The organism is Rufibacter roseolus (genome assembly GCF_017916365.1).
In the GTDB taxonomy this organism is placed as follows: Bacteria; Bacteroidota; Bacteroidia; order Cytophagales; family Hymenobacteraceae; genus Nibribacter; species Nibribacter roseolus.
This window is the reverse complement of record NZ_JAFMSU010000003.1, coordinates 475,173-492,780: the sequence shown is the minus strand read 5'-3', so window position 1 is coordinate 492,780 and position 17,608 is coordinate 475,173. Positions and strand designations below refer to the sequence as shown.

The window sequence follows — 17,608 nt, the reverse complement described above, 5'->3', positions numbered from 1 at the left end:
GGGTACTATCTGCGGCGGTTTACGCGGGAACCGCCCGACTGATTCTTTTCTACCTGGGCATCGCCCAAATATTCAACTGAGCTGGCGCCGCTGGCATCGGCAAACAATTGCTTCTGCACGTTCACCACGCTTTGGCTGGCGCCGCTTACGTCTACGTGGGCAACCTGGGCCACCAATTTGGAGGCATCCACCTTGCAGGCGCCGCTTCCGTCAATGGAAAGTTCATCGGCGTAGCCTTTGAGGCTGGCTCTGGAGGCGCCGCTCTGGTCAACATCCAGGTGGCCCGTGCTGATGCTGATGGCTAACTCGCTGGCTCCGGACTGTTTGATAGTGAAGTTCTCCGGCGCAAAACCAATGATCTCGGCCTTGGTGGCTCCGCTAAGGTCTACCGTGGACAGGTCTGGGGTTTCTACCTCAATGAGAACCGCGCTTTTGCTGCTTTCCCAAAGTCTCATGAACTCACTTTCGCGGCTGATTTTCAGGACACCGTTCTGCACCCGAAGCTTCAGTTTCTCCAACTCGTTTTCTGAGCCGGTTACCCGTACGTAGTTGCGGTGAGACTGTCTAACCCTGATGTGGTAAGCGCCTCCGGCTTCGATCTCGGTGAAATCACGCACGTTGTAGATCTTGGAGATGCCATCGTACTCGTCTTTCAAGATGGCCAGGTCGTCGTCTAAACCTACCGTGTTGCGGGGCTGCCGGGCAGTTGCGCCGCCGGTGCTGTCTACCACGCTGCAGGTAAGGCAAACCAGACGTCCGTTTTTCATCTGCCAGGTATTGCCGGCCAGGTCATCAGAATAGTACTCACCGTTTGTGATCTCGTCTGAGAAGTGGTTGGCGTAGCCCTCAGAGAAGCGGAGTTGCTTCCCCTCCGGGATCAGGACTTTGATTTGCAGGTCCTGGTCACGGAAAATGGCGTTTGGTTTGAAGGTGAACGCGTCATCGAACCGAAGCACCGAGTCCTGCTGCATCATTTTGTAGGAGATCATCTGCGCATTCTTGATGGCGTCTGCCTCGTCCAGGCCTTTGGCTTTGTAGGTCTGGATCACTTTCACGTCTGTACCGTTGTAGCCTTCCAGTTTCACGTTCATACGATGTCCGTAGCTATGGTTGGTATCCCGGATGTTGAAGACCATGGTAGAGTAGGCGGCGGCCGGAAAAGTCTGCTCGGTGGCAAATTCACCGCTTTCCTGATAGTGGCGGGTGGTCATGGCAATACCGCTCAGCAAAGCCGCCAAGGCCAGAAGCCATACCCCCAGCATGGGCCAACCCACAGTTGGGCGCAGCAGGAAGCGCTTGGCCAGCAAACCAACCCCCAACAGGAACAACAGCAGCGCCGGGATGAAACCTGCAAAGAATCCTGCCCACACTAACCAGCCAGGAACCGCATTGAAGAAGGCCGCGGCCGGAATATCTCCGAAGTTGAAGTACTGGGGCTGGTCATAAATCCCGGTTCCTATCATCACAGAGGTGAGCAGGGCGATCATAAAGGCACCGGCTACCACCATCATCAAAAGCCCCGCGAATACCCGTACCAAGGTGACTAGTAAACCCAACACTGGATTGAGCACCCTTGACAGAACCTGGATCACCTGTGACACCAAACGCACCGGAAACAAGAGGACTTTCGCTAAGGTGCTCTCCTGCCCGTTAGCGTCCCGCATGTTCAGGTTGTTTTTAACCGATTCTTCTATACTGGAGAGCGTAACGGGGTTTCCCTGCATTTGCACCCGCTCTGTTATGGTTTTAGCCTCAGGAACGGCAATCCAGAGAATGATATAAGGGATCAAACCAACCCCGCCTATCAAAAAGAACAGCAGGAACAGCAATCTGATGATGGCCACATCTGCCCCGAAATAGATGGCGATACCGCTAGCCACGCCGCCCAGTTTCTTGTCTATCGGGTCACGGAACAGTTTACGCACCGGAATGTCTGGTAAAGCGGCGTTCTGAGGCAGGGCTATCCAGCAAACCACGTAGAGGATTACCCCAAGCAGGGTAAAGCCACCCGTGAACGGCACGCCCAGCACCAGCAGTACAAAGGCCAGTCTCACCCAGATAGGGTCCATCTGCAGGTAATTGGCGATTCCTGCCGCCACGCCGGCCAGTACTTTGCGGTTTACGTCACGGTACAGGCGTTTCTGCTCAGAGGGCGCGGGTTCAAAAGGCGGAGGAGTGGCGGTGCTGCCCTGGGTTTTGGCCGAGGCGGCTTCGGCGGCTTCGGCTTCTTCGGTCTCCACGGTCTCAAAGTCGGCGATGGTTCCCATCTGTGTGATGAGCGCCTGCACATCATCGCGGGAGATGACCTGCTTGCCTGGGTTCAGGCGGGAGAAGAAGATCTCCGCTATGCGGGACTCTATATCGGCCACAATCTCCTCATGTCCCTCATAGGTAGAGAAGTACGTCTTTATGCCGGCAAGGTATTGGCTCAACATCTCGTAGCCGTCTTCCTCCACGTGGAAGATCATGCCTTGCAGGTTGACACTTATATTCTTTTTCATGGCTAGTTGGATTTCTTGCGGTTGATGATGAAGGTGGTGGAGTCTACCAGTTCCTGCCAGGTGAGGCGGAGCTGCTCTAGAAACTCAGTGCCGGTGGCGGTGAGTTTGTAGTACTTGCGGGGAGGTCCGGAGGTGGATTCCACCCAGGAGTAGTCCAGGAGTCCGGCGTTCTTCAATCTGGTCAGCAGTGGGTAGAGCGTCCCCTCCACTACTATCATCTTGGCTGCGGTTAGTTCCTCCAGCATGTCGGAGGCGTAGGCTTCGCCGCGGGCGATGATTTCCAGAATGCAGTACTCCAGAATCCCTTTCCGCATCTGCACTTGTGTGTTTTCTACTTTCATGGTCTGTGAGTCTGAATTGTTGATACAAATATATAAGAAGGTACTATGTAAAACAAGGTACTGGTGAAAAATATTTTTTGTTTCTATTTTCAGAGAAAAAAGCTTGCGGCAAGTACGGAAAGAGGGTTTAGATGAGGCAGGCGGACAGCCTGTAAAGAAATAGGAGTAAAATGGAACAGAACTTGCTCAGGGAGTGTAATAAGCGCTAAACAAATGTTGTTATAATGTTGCCAGATGGCACTATCTTTACAGGATTATTCCGTATATGGCGTATAATTATATTTTATGAATAAAAAACTAGTACCCATCTTTTTTCTTCTCGCTTACCTTCTTTTCCCTGACCCGGCTCAGGCACAGGATATCTCTGCGCCTAAGTACAGCAACGAGTTCCTCAATATTGGGGTAGGGGCCAGGGCCTTGGGGATGGGAAGTGTGCAGTCGGCCATTGTGCGCGATGCCACGGCCGGTTTCTGGAACCCAGCCGGTCTGGTAGGGCTGCCCAAACGCCACAATGCCGTGTACATGCACTCTGAGCTTTTCGCCGGCATCATCAAAAACGACTACGGTTCCTACGCCACCAACCTGGACTCCACCAGTGCGCTGGCTTTCTCGGTGATCCGGGTAGGGGTGGATGACATCGCGGATACCCGCCGCCTGCAGAATGAGTACGGCGCCATCCAGTATGACAGCATAGAGTTCTTCTCGGTGGCCGACTATGCTTTCCTGGCTTCGTACGCCCGCCAGAGCAACCTCATCAAAGGTCTTACCTTGGGTGCCAACGCCAAAATCATTTACCGCAACGTAGGGAAATTCGCGAACGCCTGGGGCTTTGGGATTGATGCAGGGGCGCAGTTACGCCGGGGCAACTGGCAATTTGGTTTAATGGCCAAAGACATCACCACTACCTTCACCGCCTGGAAACTGAACCCCGATGAACTGGAAGACACTTACTTGAAAGACCAGGAATCTTTTAACGCCAACAGCATTGAAGTTACCCTGCCCCGCCTGATTCTGGGAGCCGGCCGATCTTTCCAGTTCGCCAACCGCTTCTCGGCTTTAGTAGCCACTGACCTGGAAATCACCACCGACGGGAAAAGGAACACCCTGCTTTCTACCGGCGTGGTTTCCGTGGACCCAAGGGTTGGGGTGGAGCTGGGTTATGCCAACTCTGTGTTTCTGCGCGGTGGGTTCAACAACGTGCAGCAAATAGAAGACCTTGACGGGAAGAGCAGCTGGAAAGTGCAGCCGAATTTCGGGATTGGTGTGGCCACCCGAGGCCTGCAACTTGACCTGGCGTTATCCAAGGTTTCTGATAACTCCCAAGTCTCTTCCGTAATTGTTTCTTTGGCCTATAGTTTTGATTGATTTTTGTGCGCGCGCTAGTTTTATGAAGACACCTTACTATTTAAAATCTTTATTCTTTATTGCTGTTGTTTTCTTGGCCCTTTTAGGTTCTGCACAACGCTCATATGGGCAGCAGATCACCTACGGTAACGAGTGGATCAACTACAGCCAGAAATACTATAAAATAAAAGTGCCCGCTACGGGCATTTACCGTTTAGACAAAGCTTACCTGCAAGCCGCCGGCATCAACGACGTAGACCCCCGCAATTTCCAGCTCTACCGCCGCGGCCAGGAAGTCTCCATTTACGTGGAAGGCGAGGCAGACGGCTCCCTTGACGCTGGAGACTTCATTGAGTTCTACGGGGAGAAGAATGATGGGGCTTTGGATAGAGAATTGTATAAAGACCCTTCTGCTAACCATATTAACCCATATTACAGCTTATATACAGATACTGCCGCCTATTTCCTGACCTGGTCTTCTGCACCTGGTAAAAGAATGTCAATTTATAACCAGGAACCCGCAGGCCTAACACCTGAAGCCTGGCATTGGCAGGAAAGAATCATCTTTGACAATGGTGAGTATACCAGAGGAAAGAGGTACGGGGAGAACTATATGTCATGGATGGACGCGGGAGAAGGTTTCACCGGAGGGTCTACCAATGGTTATACCTATAACCTACCTGCCATGGCGTCTAATATATACAGTGCGGGTACAGCGCCCAAAGTGGAGATCGCGTTTGTTGGAGCCAATGACAATAACCACGAGGTTGATGTTTTTGTAAGGCCTCCAAGTGGCCCAGAACGGTTGGTTGGTACTATACGGTTAACGGGGTATTCGTCTTTAAAGCAAGAATTCCCGCTGGTTGCAAGTGACTTCTTCACAGATGGCAAACTCGTGCTCCGCCTTACTGCTAAGAATACGTCATCACGTTTCAGAACTGTTTATTTTAAGACTATCTATCCGCAGAGGAATCTAATTGCCGGGTCAAGCCTGCCCATTAAACCTTCTGCACCAGCATCTACTCCATTATATTACCTTTTTGAGGGAAGCGCGGCAGCTAATGCAATAGCTTATGATTTAACGAACCTAAGCAGCATCAAGCGGATATCTGGAGCTGTAACCGGTACTCAGAAGGGATTTGTATTTCCTGCCTCCTTCAATAACGGTATCTTATGGTCTGGAGCAAACCTTGCTCCATCACCTGCCAGGGAGGTCAGATTTAAATCAGTGGTGGGTAACAAGGCCAATTACCTGATTATTTCCCATCAAAGTCTAATGGTTCCGAGTGGCACCTCTACTAACCCGGTGCGTGATTATGCTGCTTACAGGGCTTCTGCAGTTGGAGGAGGGTATGATACCCTTACCATGGAAGTAGGACAGATTTATGACCAGTTTTTCTACGGTGATAAATCATCTGCGGCAATAAGGCGCTTCATGAAATTCATGATTGCCAATGGAAAGCCACAGTACTTGTTTTTGCTGGGAAAAGGGTTGGAGTCTGATAACGTAAATGCTAGAAACAATCCTTCTTCCTTGGCCTATAAAGATTTAGTTCCTACAGGAGGTACCCCGGGATCCGATATTTTCTTCACCAGTGACTGGGAGCAGGGAAGCTATGTGCCTAAAGTTGCAACCGGCCGCGTTCCGGCCAGTACACCTAAGGAAATTTTAGATTATCTGGCAAAGGTAAAGGTTCATGAAAGCCTTCCTTATAGCTTAGGCTGGCGTAAAAACATGCTGCACCTGGTAGGTAGCAGCGACGAAGAGCAACGGACTCTACTATCTTATATGAGAGGGTTTGAGCGAATCGCGGAAGGACCTTGGCTGGGTGCAAACGTCTTAACGAAAATAAGAAGCGCTAGCGGAGGTCTGGATACCTTGAATATTGCAAGAGAGCTGAATTCAGGGCTTTCCTTGATCACTTTCTTTGGCCATAGTTCTTCTACCGTTTCGGATCTGGACATAGGTAGAGTGTCTGATGTGGTGAATGGGTATAACAACACCGGTAAATACCCCATGATCCTGATGAACGGCTGTAATGCCGGTAATACATTTACTACTGGCAAATCCTTTGGAGAAGATTGGTTGTTAACCGCAGATAAGGGAGCAATTGCCTTTTTAGCCCATGACAGCTATGGCTATCCCTCCTTGCTAAACATTTTCTCATCCAATTTTTACACTACTGCTTACGGCGACTCAACTTACCTTTCAAAGCCCTTAGGTATTCAACACCAAAGAGCCATTGAACTTACTACCCAGCGAATCACAGGTGAGAACGCTACCGCCATGAATATGCAGATTGTAATGCAGGCTGACCCTGCTTTACGCTTACTAAGCCCCGCCAAAGCTGACTACGCAGTGGCAAGTGGTGGTGCGTCTATTCATTCAGTAGATGGCTCAAGCTTAACGGCAAGTTCAGAGAAGTTTTTGGTAAAGCTGGATGTTCGTAATTATGGCAGGGTTAACCTTGATAGTTTCTATGTGTCTGTTAACCGGAAGCTGGAAAACGGAACAGAGTTTCTGTATGATTCCATAAAGGTTGCTCCCATCTATTACAGAGATACTTTGCAGATAGAATTGGAATCCAAAACTTTTGAAGGGGCAGGCGTTAATACATTCGTGATCACGCTAGACCATACAGACACCATCGCAGAGCTAGACGAAACCAATAACATCACCACCATTGAGTACTTTCTGTCTAAAAGCGGGGTACTGGCCCTTGGACCGCAGGAATATTCAATTGTGAAAAACAGAACGGTAAAGCTGATTGGCCAGTCTACTGACTTATTGACTGAACCAAGGGGCTACTACTTTGAGATTGACACAGTGCACACCTTTAAAAGTGCCTGGAAGAAATCTCAGGTAGTGCAATCTGCCCTTATGCCCGTTTGGGAGGTGACTCTTCCAGAAAATACAGTAAACAGGGATAGTGCTGTGTATTTCTGGAGAGTGCGGTATGAAACCATAGCAGCTGAGGAAGACACCCTTTGGGCCACAAGTTCCTTTAGGTATATACCGGGAAGCCCAAGCGGATGGTCTCAGAAGGGATTTGGTCAACTGCAGAAAGCCGAAAAGCAGAAACTGGTTGATAACCAATCCTCTAAGACGTATAGCTTTGCACCTACTTTCCGTATTTTCGAATTAAAAGGAGTAGGTGGTGCCGGGGCCTTTGGTTACCCACCTTATGGCATATTTCTGGATAACTTTAAGACCATAGAAGCAGACTGTGGTGGCGTTTCCTCCAATATGATGGCCATCATATTAAATGATAAGACGCTGGAGCCTTACATAGGTATGCCCACAACATCTGGCTTCATTTGCGGTACCTTCCCTAAGTTCGTCTATCATTTCTCTAACTTAACTTCTGCTGCTAACCTTGCAAGGCTGGAGCAGTTCTTGAATTCCATTCCTCCAGGATACCATGTAGCAATGATGTCAATGGGGAATGTGCCTTTTTCAACTTTCCCCGAGAACATAAAGGCAGGGTTTAGATCTTTGGGTTCCACTTTGATTGACCAGCTAAAAACTGGTGATCCTTTCTCCATTGTCGGACGGAAAGGAACAACGCCGGGAACGGCTACAGAGGTTGGACCTAATTTGACGGATCCTACCCCACGTAACCTGCAGACTATCAGAAATGAGAAACAGGTTAATTCCTTTGAGTCTCAGGGTACGGTGCTCTCTACCCTCATAGGGCCTGCTAAAGAATGGAAGTCACTTCACCATCAGCTTAAACTAGAGGCTTCTGACAGCTACCAGCTTGATGTGATTGGAGTTGACCAGAGCGGCAAAGAAACGGTTCTTTCTTCTAAGGTGACTGCCTCCAGTTTAAGTTTAGCAGGCATCAACGCGTCTACTTATCCTTATCTGAGATTAAAACTGACACTGAAGGATGAAACCCAGCGGACTGCTCCTCAGCTAGGTCAATGGACCGTTCTGTATGAGGGTTTACCTGAAGGTCTGATGCGTCCTGATCTGGTTGGCCTGGAAAAGTATAATAAACTATCTGAACAGGCGGCCAATGGCGAAGTGAATCTCCAATATGCCTTCCACAATATCAGTGAGGTAAGCTTTACAGATTCCCTAACGGTAGAAACCACCTTGTTTGCGGAAAACGGGGCCAAGACGATGAAGACCTTCAAAGTAGAGCCACTGCAGAAAGAAGACACGGTTTTCTTTACGCATAAGTTCTCCACCATCAACCTAAAAGGAGCTAACAGGCTTAGGGTAACCGTTAACCCTCGGATTCTGCCGGAGCAGAATTACTTCAACAATACGCTGGAAGTTCCTTTCAATGTAAACCTTACTGCCGGCATGCCGCCGGTATTGGATGTGGTGTTTGATGGGGTTAGAATCCTGGATGGGGATATTGTGTCACCCAGTCCGTTGATCAGTATGGTGCTGAAAGACAATAGCCGCAAAATCCCGATCACGAACCCTGCTTCTATGAAGGTCTACCTGAAGAAAGAAGATGGCGATTTTGAGGAGATAGAGGTAAGCACCAATCCTAACATCCGCTGGTACCCAGCCGATGACAAAAACGATTTCCGGGTGGAGTACCACCCAGAGAAGCTGGCTGATGGCAAATACACGCTGGAGGTTCAAGGTTTTGACGCCTTGGGTCAACGCGCTGGCAATGAGCGGTACAGCGTCAATTTTGAGGTAGTGAATGCATCTTCTGTCACTAATTTCTATCCTTATCCAAACCCGTTCTCGTCTAAAACCAGGTTCGTGTTCACTTTAACCGGTAGCACTGTGCCAGACAAGATGAAAATCCAAATCATGACCGTGACTGGAAAAGTAATCAGGGAGGTGCAGAAAGAGGAACTTGGTCCTATCAAAATAGGTAACAACGTTTCTGAGTTTGCCTGGGACGGCACCGATGAGTACGGTGAAAGACTAGCCAACGGCGTTTACCTGTACCGGGTGGTAATGGATAACGGACCAGAGGAAATGAAACACCGTTATACAGAGGGAGACAAGGCCTTTAAGAAAGGATATGGCAAAATCTACATCCTTCGGTAAAATCATTTAAAAACTGGATTTCCAAACCCATAATTAAAAGGAGAGGCCACCTAATTAGGTGGCCTCTCCTTTTAGCCTTTAAGAATAGCGTAATAGGCAGGTTCCCGGAGAGAAAGAAACAGATCAACCGAAATGATACAATTGCTTTAGCTTTATGGAGTAGAATACCTGTATGAATTATAACTCAAAACCGCTGCCTGGTAACAAGGTGGAGCAGCACAGAATCCATTCTTTAGATTACTTGAGAGGCTTAATGGCTTTTCTTATCGCTATTTATCATTTCATTATTTGGGTCTCTGACTTGCAAGGGGCTGGAAGCTTTTTCGGAAGAATAGGGGTATATGGTGTTTCCATCTTTTACATCCTAAGCGGTTTAACGCTCTACCTGGTTTACCATGGGAACCTTATTTTTTCTAAACCTTCCATTTTCTCTTTTTTTGTAAGGAGGTTCTTCAGAATCTACCCTTTGCTATGGGTAAGTATGGCACTGACCCTCCTGCTAGATAAAGGAAAGTATTCTTTTGAACACCTGTTCCTGAGTTTTACGGGCCTGTTCGGGTTTGTGGCACCAACCAAGTACATTGGGCTGGTCACCTGGTCTATTGGTAATGAGTTAGTTTTCTATAGTTTGTTTCCATTGCTGCTACTAACCTTAGAAAGAAAAAAGAGCATGTTTTATATTATCTCAGGAGGGCTCATCTTAACCAACCTTTACTTTGTTTTCTTTGAATTCAACCCGAAGTCAGTTCTGCATGGTCAATGGAGTACCTATGTTAATCCACTGAACCATATTGCCCTTTTTATTTCAGGTATAACACTAGGTTATTTAGTTGCCAATGGACGGATTCAATTGTCTTTTAAGGCCCAAATAGCCCTTCTGATTTTTGGGGTAATAGGATTGTTTTTCTACCCTGCCTCCGGTGATTTGATTCATATTGTGCAAGGGTGGACAAGGGTATGCCTTGTTCTTTTTTCCTGCCTGATTTGCCTGGGCTTTTATAATTTTAGCTACCAGCCACCTAAAATGGTACACCACTTCTTCAAAAACATAGGCGAGGTGTCTTATTCTATTTACTTAATCCATCCAATTTGTTTCACTGTTTTAGTACGGTTGAACCAGCAGATTTTTGATATTAAGATCAGATACCTATTTCTTGTGTATATTTTGGTGACTCTGTTAATGAGTAACTTTTTTTATAATGTACTGGAGAAGCCCTTTATCAAACTAGGCCGGAAGGTCTCTTATCTGACGAAACAAGTAAAGTAATGGGGTGGACATCTTCGGCTTCACGTTTTTTGGGAAAGCTTCTTTGATGATTTAGTATATAATGCAAAAAGGCGTTTTGGGGCTGCTTTCAGAAAAGCAGCCCCAAAACGCCTTTTTATTTTTATAGAAAGTCAATTCCCTGAACCAGGGAGAATTTAATTCTGGCTAAACCCTGCCTTTCTTCTGAAGGTGAAGAACGTGAAAGGAAAAGCGTGTTTCTCATCGGCGAGATGTTCTTCCTGTTCGGTGACTTCCCAGGCTTCTGCTTGGAGTTCTGGGAAAACCACATCGCCCTCAAAGGATTCATGCACCAGGGTAAGATAGACCACCTCTGCCAAAGGCAAAGCCTGGGCGTAAATCTCGCCGCCGCCTACCACCAGCACCTGCTCGTCTTTGGACAGTCCCTGCTGCAGCGCTTCTTCCAGGGAAGTGGTGACGATGCATCCTCCGGGAGCGGAGTAATTCGGTTGCCGGGTCACGATGATGGAGGTGCGGCCGGGCAAAGGCTTACCTATGGCCTCGAAGGTTTTCCGGCCCATGACCATAGGATGACCCATGGTCAGTTTTTTGAAATGCTGCAGGTCTTTGGGCAGGTGCCAGATGAGTTGGTTGTCTCTACCGATGACGCGGTTCTCCGCGATAGCTACTACTAAGGCAATCATATGGCTTGTTGAAAGGTGAAACCCCGTAGAAAGTCCTGGATCTTCATCCGCTTTTTACCTTCCATCTGCAGTTCCTCCACCGCGTAGGTCGTGCCGTTCCCGCAGGTGATGTGCAGATAAGTCTTGCCATCGGTGGAGTAGGTGCCAGGCTGCGTTTTAGGGCCATTTTCCAGAACCTGGCCCGAAAACACCTTGAACTGTTTTTCCTCCAGCACCGTCCAGGCGGCGGGGTAGGGCGACAGGCCACGCACGAAGTTGTGCACCTGTTGGGCAGGCTGGTTCCAGTCTATATGGCAGGTCTGCTTGAAGATCTTTGGGGCCATGCGCAGCGGCTCCTCGGGCTGCGGCTGCGGATACGGCCGCACGCGTTCCTCGACAATGGCAGAAACGGTTTCCAGCAGCAAATCGGCGCCGGCGTGTTTCAACTTCTCGTAGAGTGTCCCGAAGTTGTCTTCCGGGGCAATGGCCACTTTCTTCTGCAGAATGATGTCGCCGGTGTCAATCTCGTGCTGCAGGAAAAACGAGGTGACGCCGGTTTCCTGGTCGCCGTGGATGAGGGCCCAATTGATAGGAGCCGCGCCGCGGTAATGGGGCAGCAAAGAGGCATGGATGTTGAGCGAGCCCAGGGCTGGCATGTTCCAGACGGCCTCGGGCAGCATTCTAAAGGCCACAATCACTTGCAGATTAGCGTTGTAGCTCCGCAGTTCTTCCTGAAAAGCCACGTCTTTGAGGTTGGTGGGCTGGAGAATGGGCAAACTATGCTGCAAGGCAAATTCCTTTACCGGCGAATACACCAGTTTCAGGCCTCGGCCGGCGGGTTTGTCCGGGGCGGTGATCACCGCCACTACGTTCCAGTTGTTTTCCACCAAAGCCTGGAGGGCGGGCACCGCGAAGTCGGGGGTGCCCATGAAGATAATCCGGAGGTCTTCTTTCTGCATGTTATTCAAAATCGGGGTAAAGCAGGTACTGCTTGCGCATTTTTTTGTAGGCCTCCAGTTCTGGTTTCCAGGATGCTCTGATTTCCTTTTCGCTCATGCCGGCCATGATCTGCTTCTGCAGCTCGTCGGTGCCGGCCAGGCTCTTGAAGAAGTTGTTGAAGAACTTCTCTTTTTGCCCCGATTTCTGATAAAAGTCGAGTAAATAGCTCAGGGTGAAATCCTCTTTCAGTTGCAGTTTGGTGAGGTCTTTTCCGTAGCACACCTGGTTTTTGTAGGGTGGGTCCATGGACATGCCGGGAATGGGCACCGGCGTGAAAGAGAACGATTTGTCTGGATAATACGGCGCCCCGATGACCTGGAACGGCGTCTGCGTGCCGCGGCCCTGGCTCACGGTTGTTCCCTCAAAAAGGCAAAGGAACGGATACAACCTGATGGACTGATCGTTGGGCAGGTTTGGCGACGGTTTGATGGGCAGGGAGTAGAACATCTTGTGCGTGTAGCCTTTCACCGGGATGGTCTTCACTTGCGCCTGCACGCCATTTTGGAGCCATTTTTCGCCGTTGATCATCAAAGCGTACTCGCCCAGCGTGAGCCCGTGCGCAATGGGAATGGTGTTCATGCCCACGAAGGATTTGAAGGGTGGTTTGAGCACCGGACCGTCCACGAGGTACCCGATGGGGTTAGGCCGATCCAGCAGCAGCATGGGTTTGTTCTGCTCGGCGCAGGCTTCCATCACATAATGCATGGTGCTGCTGTAAGTATAGAACCGTACGCCCACGTCCTGGATATCGAACAAGAGCACATCCACGTCTTTCAACATCTCGGCGCTGGGTTTTTTGTTCTTCCCGTACAATGACAGGATAGGAATACCGGTTTTAGGATCGGTGGAGTTGTTGATGTGAGCGCCCGCATCGGCATCGCCGCGGAAGCCGTGCTCCGGTGCGAAAATCATGGTGATCTTCACACCGCGGTTCAGGAGGGTATCCACCAGGTGCGTCTTCCCGATAGTGGAGGTCTGGTTCACCACCATGCCCACGCGTTTGCCCTGCAAATAGGGGAGGTACAACTCTGTCTGCTGTGCGCCCGTTAGGAGAGGGGCCTGCTGCAGCGTTTGGCCCTGCGAGGCAGAACCGGAGGCGGTTGTACTGCTAACGGTAGAGTTTTCTGTAGTGGGGACGGAAGTGGCTGGTTTGCAGCTGGCCAGCATGGCACAGAACATCGCCGTACGGAGGATGGTTACGAGCATAGGTTTAGTTTAAGAACAGATAGCTATCTTTAAGCACAAAATAGACGAAGTGAATCTTTCCCGATACATTGCCAGCCGTTTGACTGGCGCCCGTTCAGACTCATTTACCGCCTCGGTCACAAAAATAGCAAAGTTCAGCGTAGGGCTGGGCATTGCCATCATGATTGTGTCGTTCGCCATCCTGGAAGGTTTCCGGTACGAAATACAGGAAAAGATCTTCAGCTTTGGCGGGCACCTGCAAATTAGCAAATTTGACACCAACAATTCATTCGAGGGTTACCCCATGGGTACCTCCACTGGTCTGGGCGACTACAAAAACATTCCGGGAGTAGCGCATCTCCAGCCTTTCGCGCGTAAAACGGCCATTATCAAGACCGAGGACGAGGTGCTGGGCGTGGTGCTAAAAGGCGTGGATACGACCTATGATTTCCGGGGAATGCGGGCTAACTTGATCTCTGGCTCTGTGCTGGAGTTCAACGATACCGCCGCCTCCAACCAGATCATGATGAGCCAGCTCATGGCCGACAAACTGCGCCTGAAGGTGGGGGAGAAGGTGCTCTTCTACTTTATCCAGAACCCGCCCCGCATGCGCCGTTTTGAGGTGAAAGGCATCTTCAAGACTGGCCTGGAGGAATTTGATAACGTGTACGTGCTGGGCGATCTGCAGCAGATCAGGGACCTGAACCAGTGGCCTGATACCCTGGTGGGCGGCTACGAGATACTCCTTAACGATTTCACCCAGATAGACACCGTCACGAGCCAGGTCTTCGATAAGATGAACTATGACCTGCAGCTGGAGAAAATCACCGATACCTACGCCCAACTCTTTGATTGGCTGGAACTGCTCAAGCGCAACGTGATCATTTTCCTGGTCTTGATTGTGTTTGTGGCGACCTTCAATATGGTGTCTACGCTCTTTATCATGATTCTGGAGCGCACCAACATGATTGGCGCTCTCAAAGCGATGGGTGCTACGAACGGACAGATAAGGGGAATCTTTCTGCACCGGGGCCTGCGGCTCACCATTGCCGGACTCATCGGCGGAAACCTGCTGGCTCTGCTTTTCTGCGTGGTGCAGGATTATTTCCACCTTATCCCGCTGGACCCCGAGAACTACTACATGGACACCGTGCCCATCCACTGGGACTGGCGCATCTGGGTAGGCATTAACGGCATTACCTTTATCCTGACCATGCTGTCTATCTTGCTGCCAACCCTGCTTATCGCCCGCATCCATCCGGTGAAAGCCATCAAATTTGATTAAAAATACCGCCTTATTTCAGGGCTCTTTTAGGAAAAGGGCTCCAAAATTAAGGATATGTTTGAAAGCCTTTGGTAAAGCCCGGCAGGTCTTGAGGTCTGCCGGGCTTTTGTTTTATTTCAGGGTGATTTCCTCTTGTTCAAAAGCTTCTTTGACCTTCTCGTTCAGTGATTCTGAGACCTGTTGGAAGCGGTAATCGCCGCGCTGCACCCAAACTTTCACTGAGATGGTCATGGTTCCGGCGGCAAGTTTCTCAACGCCCACGCTGGGTTCAGGGTCCTGCAGAATTCTTTCATCAGTGGCAATCACGCGTTGAATTACCTCCCGTACCCTGGAAAGTGGGACTGCTGCATCAATGGTATAGGAGACATCCAGCCGGCGGGTATTTTCTACGTCATAGTTCACCACCACCGCCGAGGCCAGCGGACCGTTGGGAAGATAGATAGTTTTATGGTCCTCAGTAGTAATAACCGTATTGAAGATGTTGATGAGCGCCACCGTGCCTTTCTGCCCCTGGGCCTCAATATAGTCTCCCACCTTGAACGGTTTGATGGCTAGAATCAAGACCCCACCCGCAAAGTTGGAAAGACTACCTTGCAGCGCAAGACCTACCGCCAGACCCGCAGACCCCAGCAAGGCTAAAAAAGAAGTGACCTCCAGGCCTACCTGAGCAATTACCACTATAATAAGCATCACCAACAGCACTATGTTGAGGATGTTCTTCAGGAAAGGCCGCAAAGAAGGATCCACGTTTTTGCGGGTCATCAAGCGATACGTGAAATCCGTGATCCTCCGGATGAGCCACAAACCAACCAACAGGATAATGATGGCTACCAAAATCTTGATGCCATAAAGCACTGCAAAGTCCTGGATGTGGGTCAAGAAGCGTTCTGCGTTAAACATAAGGTGGATAGAAAAATTTACGTTGGTGTAGAGGAGCTATTTAATTAAAAGCAACAACAATTGTTTCTTATATAGGCCATGTGCCAGGGCAACCAGATAAATGGCTGTTATTGGTCTTTGAATTCTCTCCAGAATATTTCCTCTATGCTCCATGGCTAGGTAAGCGTGCAATGCAACTAAGAGAAGTGCACTGGCGGGGCCCATGATCCTGAAATCAAAGGAGTCAAACTTCATGATGAATATTCTAAGGCCTACCACCGTTAACCAGTAAAACGCGCCTACTAAAGCAATTGTAAGGGGAAGGGAATCTGACGAGTTGGGTTTAAGTCTTTCTCGCCAGTCGCTTAAGGTGATCAGCTTCATAAAAGCATAACCTATCAAGCCTGTTTGAAACAATAGAAAAATAACAGAGACGTAGTCAAGCTGTGAGAAGGATATTTTCCTTATCAGTAAGAGTTCGTTCAGCTGAGTCTGGGCCAGATTTAAGAGTAAATAAGAAAGAGGTTCATCAGGATGTAAGCGAGTGGCTCCTGAGTAATGTCCTGTATGGGAATAGATAAACCAGAAATACAATCCTATTCCAGTCGCAATAATTAAAGCTGCAACCAACAAGCTAGCTACTTTCCTGTACTGCTGTTTTAGAAGCATCCAACTGGCAAATGTTCCTGCCACGCCTAAAATAATCCCACCCACATATCTGTATAGAAACAAGGTTAGCCCCGCGGCGGCCAGGTTGGCCGTCTTTAAAAAGGATGCTTTTTTATCAGGATTATGGATAATTGTATGTAGTGTTAAACTGCTCCACAACAAGGCTACTATGAACCCTGCTTCGGACCAGGTATAGGAGAAAATTTCCAGCAAGGAGTTGGAGCAGAATACCAGACAAATCCAGAAGGAACTCCGGGGGGATTTTTTTCTGATGAGAAGACAAGTGAATGTTAACCAAAGAAGGTTGACTACCTTAGAACTCCAGAGCAGTGGGAGGGTGGTGAGCCCAGATACCAAAGCAATGGAAAGCGGGTAACCCACAGGCCAAAGGGAGAAGAAACTTGTTTCATTGGCTATGCTATAAGTAAGGTCACCATCCTGTAGAATTGATTTTGCCACTGCCATATAGTGAAGGGAGTCTGGCGTTGTGAAGCCGTTCTCTTCCAGCCCAACCCGCACCAGAATCACCGTGGCTATGGCAAGAAGTAAAATCAGAAGTTTCAGATTTTCGCGCATGACCTTTCCTTAAACATTGTCTCAATTGGGACCATCAGGTTGCTAAAACCACCCTACCCTAAATGCCGTGACTGCAGCAACAAGTTTGGATCCAGGCAAATCTGCCGGTAAAAGGCTTCCTCTGAAGGTGCGCAAACACCCGGGAAGTCGCCGCTTTTCCCCAGCAGGTCCGTCATGAGTTGGAAATGCAGGTGCGGGGGCCAGTCGCCGTTCTCAGGGTAAGGGCCCATGGTGGCTATCTGTTCTCCGGCGGCAATGGATTGGCCTACAAACAACCCGTCTAAAGAGGTACGGCTGAGATGCCCGTACAAGGTATAGAAGGTAATTCCGTCCAGTTCGTGCTGCAGGATGATGGTAGGGCCGTAATCCCCGAAGTTAGCATTGTCCTGGAAACTGTGCACGGTTCCCGCCAAGGGTGCGTAGATTGGAATATGAGCCGGTGCCCAGATATCCACGCCCAAATGGATGGACCTTGACTCACTGGCTCCTTCAAAATGCTCGCTTCGGCGGTAGATGACCCGGTCTTCAAAATAGCCCCCTACACCTACCGTGGCATTCTTTTGGCGCAGCATCTCCAGCACAAACTGCTCAAACGAAGCCGTGTCTTTAAAATCTGCCTGGAGCAGGGCTTGGTTATGGGCGGTGAAATCAAGGCGCACCACATCGGGGGCGTTCAGATCATGGTCCAGGATAGGGGCAAAGGAGGTGGCGTGGGCAGTGAGAAGCGAGGTCAGTTTGGCCGTATTTTCCATAAAATGGCGCTAAAACGTATTCTGAGGGTTATGAATTTGGAAAGATAGGGCAAAAACAAACGTCCGCCTGCTTTTTTTACCTCAAGTTCGGGATGGTTTCTGAAATGTTGTAACTTTCCTCCCTTATTGAAAGTTAGTCAAAC

At 49.4% G+C, this 17,608-nt stretch carries 12 protein-coding genes; 4 read left to right on the top strand and 8 right to left on the bottom strand.

The window, feature by feature from the left end; genetic code table 11:
* Positions 1–5: 5 nt before the first annotated feature.
* Together J3P35_RS17845 and J3P35_RS17840 are read right to left on the bottom strand one after the other, a co-directional pair.
* Positions 6–2,501 (bottom strand): GIN domain-containing protein, encoded by a 2,496-nt coding sequence (locus J3P35_RS17845; RefSeq protein ID WP_210466042.1) that lies wholly within the window; start codon positions 2,499–2,501, stop codon positions 6–8.
* Between the two features lie 2 nt (positions 2,502–2,503).
* Complete coding sequence (locus tag J3P35_RS17840) at positions 2,504–2,842, bottom strand: PadR family transcriptional regulator (protein ID WP_210466040.1); 339 nt, start codon at positions 2,840–2,842, stop codon at positions 2,504–2,506.
* Positions 2,843–3,127: 285 nt separating this feature from the next.
* Between J3P35_RS17840 and J3P35_RS17835 the strand changes: the two genes are divergently transcribed.
* The 3 genes from J3P35_RS17835 (at position 3,128) to J3P35_RS17825 (ending at position 10,479) form a co-directional block, all read left to right on the top strand.
* Positions 3,128–4,207 (top strand): putative type IX sorting system protein PorV2, encoded by a 1,080-nt coding sequence (locus J3P35_RS17835; RefSeq protein ID WP_210466038.1) that lies wholly within the window; start codon positions 3,128–3,130, stop codon positions 4,205–4,207.
* A 22-nt stretch (positions 4,208–4,229) separates the two neighbouring features.
* Positions 4,230–9,212, top strand: coding sequence for a putative type IX secretion system sortase PorU2 (porU2, locus tag J3P35_RS17830; RefSeq protein ID WP_449619084.1), 4,983 nt, complete (start codon positions 4,230–4,232; stop codon positions 9,210–9,212).
* A 172-nt stretch (positions 9,213–9,384) separates the two neighbouring features.
* Complete coding sequence (locus J3P35_RS17825) at positions 9,385–10,479, top strand: acyltransferase family protein (RefSeq protein WP_210466036.1); 1,095 nt, start codon at positions 9,385–9,387, stop codon at positions 10,477–10,479.
* Between the two features lie 155 nt (positions 10,480–10,634).
* Here J3P35_RS17825 and J3P35_RS17820 read toward each other — a convergent pair whose 3' ends face one another.
* From J3P35_RS17820 to J3P35_RS17810, 3 genes are read right to left on the bottom strand one after another with little or no spacing between them, the layout of a single operon-like run.
* A complete protein-coding gene (locus J3P35_RS17820) occupies positions 10,635–11,141 on the bottom strand; it encodes a dihydrofolate reductase (protein ID WP_210466035.1) in 507 nt (168 codons plus the stop codon).
* Complete coding sequence (gene fmt, locus J3P35_RS17815) at positions 11,138–12,079, bottom strand: methionyl-tRNA formyltransferase (protein ID WP_210466034.1); 942 nt, start codon at positions 12,077–12,079, stop codon at positions 11,138–11,140. The genes J3P35_RS17820 and fmt overlap by 4 nt, the downstream gene beginning before the upstream one ends.
* 1 nt (position 12,080) lies before the next feature.
* A complete protein-coding gene (locus tag J3P35_RS17810) occupies positions 12,081–13,325 on the bottom strand; it encodes an exo-beta-N-acetylmuramidase NamZ family protein (RefSeq protein ID WP_210466033.1) in 1,245 nt (414 codons plus the stop codon).
* 49 nt (positions 13,326–13,374) lie between these two features.
* On the opposite strand from J3P35_RS17810, the gene J3P35_RS17805 reads away from it, so the two are divergent.
* Complete coding sequence (locus tag J3P35_RS17805) at positions 13,375–14,589, top strand: ABC transporter permease (protein WP_210466032.1); 1,215 nt, start codon at positions 13,375–13,377, stop codon at positions 14,587–14,589.
* Positions 14,590–14,700: 111 nt separating this feature from the next.
* Here the strand turns inward: J3P35_RS17805 and J3P35_RS17800 are convergent, their stop codons facing one another.
* The 3 genes from J3P35_RS17800 to J3P35_RS17790 are packed head-to-tail and all read right to left on the bottom strand — an operon-like array spanning position 14,701 to position 17,465.
* Positions 14,701–15,489, bottom strand: coding sequence for a mechanosensitive ion channel family protein (locus J3P35_RS17800; protein ID WP_210466031.1), 789 nt, complete (start codon positions 15,487–15,489; stop codon positions 14,701–14,703).
* A gap of 36 nt (positions 15,490–15,525) precedes the next feature.
* Positions 15,526–16,713, bottom strand: coding sequence for a hypothetical protein (locus tag J3P35_RS17795; RefSeq protein WP_210466029.1), 1,188 nt, complete (start codon positions 16,711–16,713; stop codon positions 15,526–15,528).
* 53 nt (positions 16,714–16,766) lie between these two features.
* Positions 16,767–17,465 (bottom strand): peptidoglycan DD-metalloendopeptidase family protein, encoded by a 699-nt coding sequence (locus J3P35_RS17790; protein ID WP_210466027.1) that lies wholly within the window; start codon positions 17,463–17,465, stop codon positions 16,767–16,769.
* Between the last annotated feature and the right edge of the window lie 143 nt (positions 17,466–17,608).

Bases quoted from the DNA above. Each gene is read 5' to 3' on its own strand.
- J3P35_RS17845 (WP_210466042.1), bottom strand. From the start codon at position 2,501: ATGAAAAAGAATATAAGTGTCAACCTGCAAGGCATGATCTTCCACGTG.
- J3P35_RS17840 (WP_210466040.1), bottom strand. From the start codon at position 2,842: ATGAAAGTAGAAAACACACAAGTGCAGATGCGGAAAGGGATTCTGGAG.
- J3P35_RS17835 (WP_210466038.1), top strand. From the start codon at position 3,128: ATGAATAAAAAACTAGTACCCATCTTTTTTCTTCTCGCTTACCTTCTT.
- porU2 (WP_449619084.1), top strand. From the start codon at position 4,230: ATGAAGACACCTTACTATTTAAAATCTTTATTCTTTATTGCTGTTGTT.
- J3P35_RS17825 (WP_210466036.1), top strand. From the start codon at position 9,385: ATGAATTATAACTCAAAACCGCTGCCTGGTAACAAGGTGGAGCAGCAC.
- J3P35_RS17820 (WP_210466035.1), bottom strand. From the start codon at position 11,141: ATGATTGCCTTAGTAGTAGCTATCGCGGAGAACCGCGTCATCGGTAGA.
- fmt (WP_210466034.1), bottom strand. From the start codon at position 12,079: ATGCAGAAAGAAGACCTCCGGATTATCTTCATGGGCACCCCCGACTTC.
- J3P35_RS17810 (WP_210466033.1), bottom strand. From the start codon at position 13,325: ATGCTCGTAACCATCCTCCGTACGGCGATGTTCTGTGCCATGCTGGCC.
- J3P35_RS17800 (WP_210466031.1), bottom strand. From the start codon at position 15,489: ATGTTTAACGCAGAACGCTTCTTGACCCACATCCAGGACTTTGCAGTG.
- J3P35_RS17795 (WP_210466029.1), bottom strand. From the start codon at position 16,713: ATGCGCGAAAATCTGAAACTTCTGATTTTACTTCTTGCCATAGCCACG.
- J3P35_RS17790 (WP_210466027.1), bottom strand. From the start codon at position 17,465: ATGGAAAATACGGCCAAACTGACCTCGCTTCTCACTGCCCACGCCACC.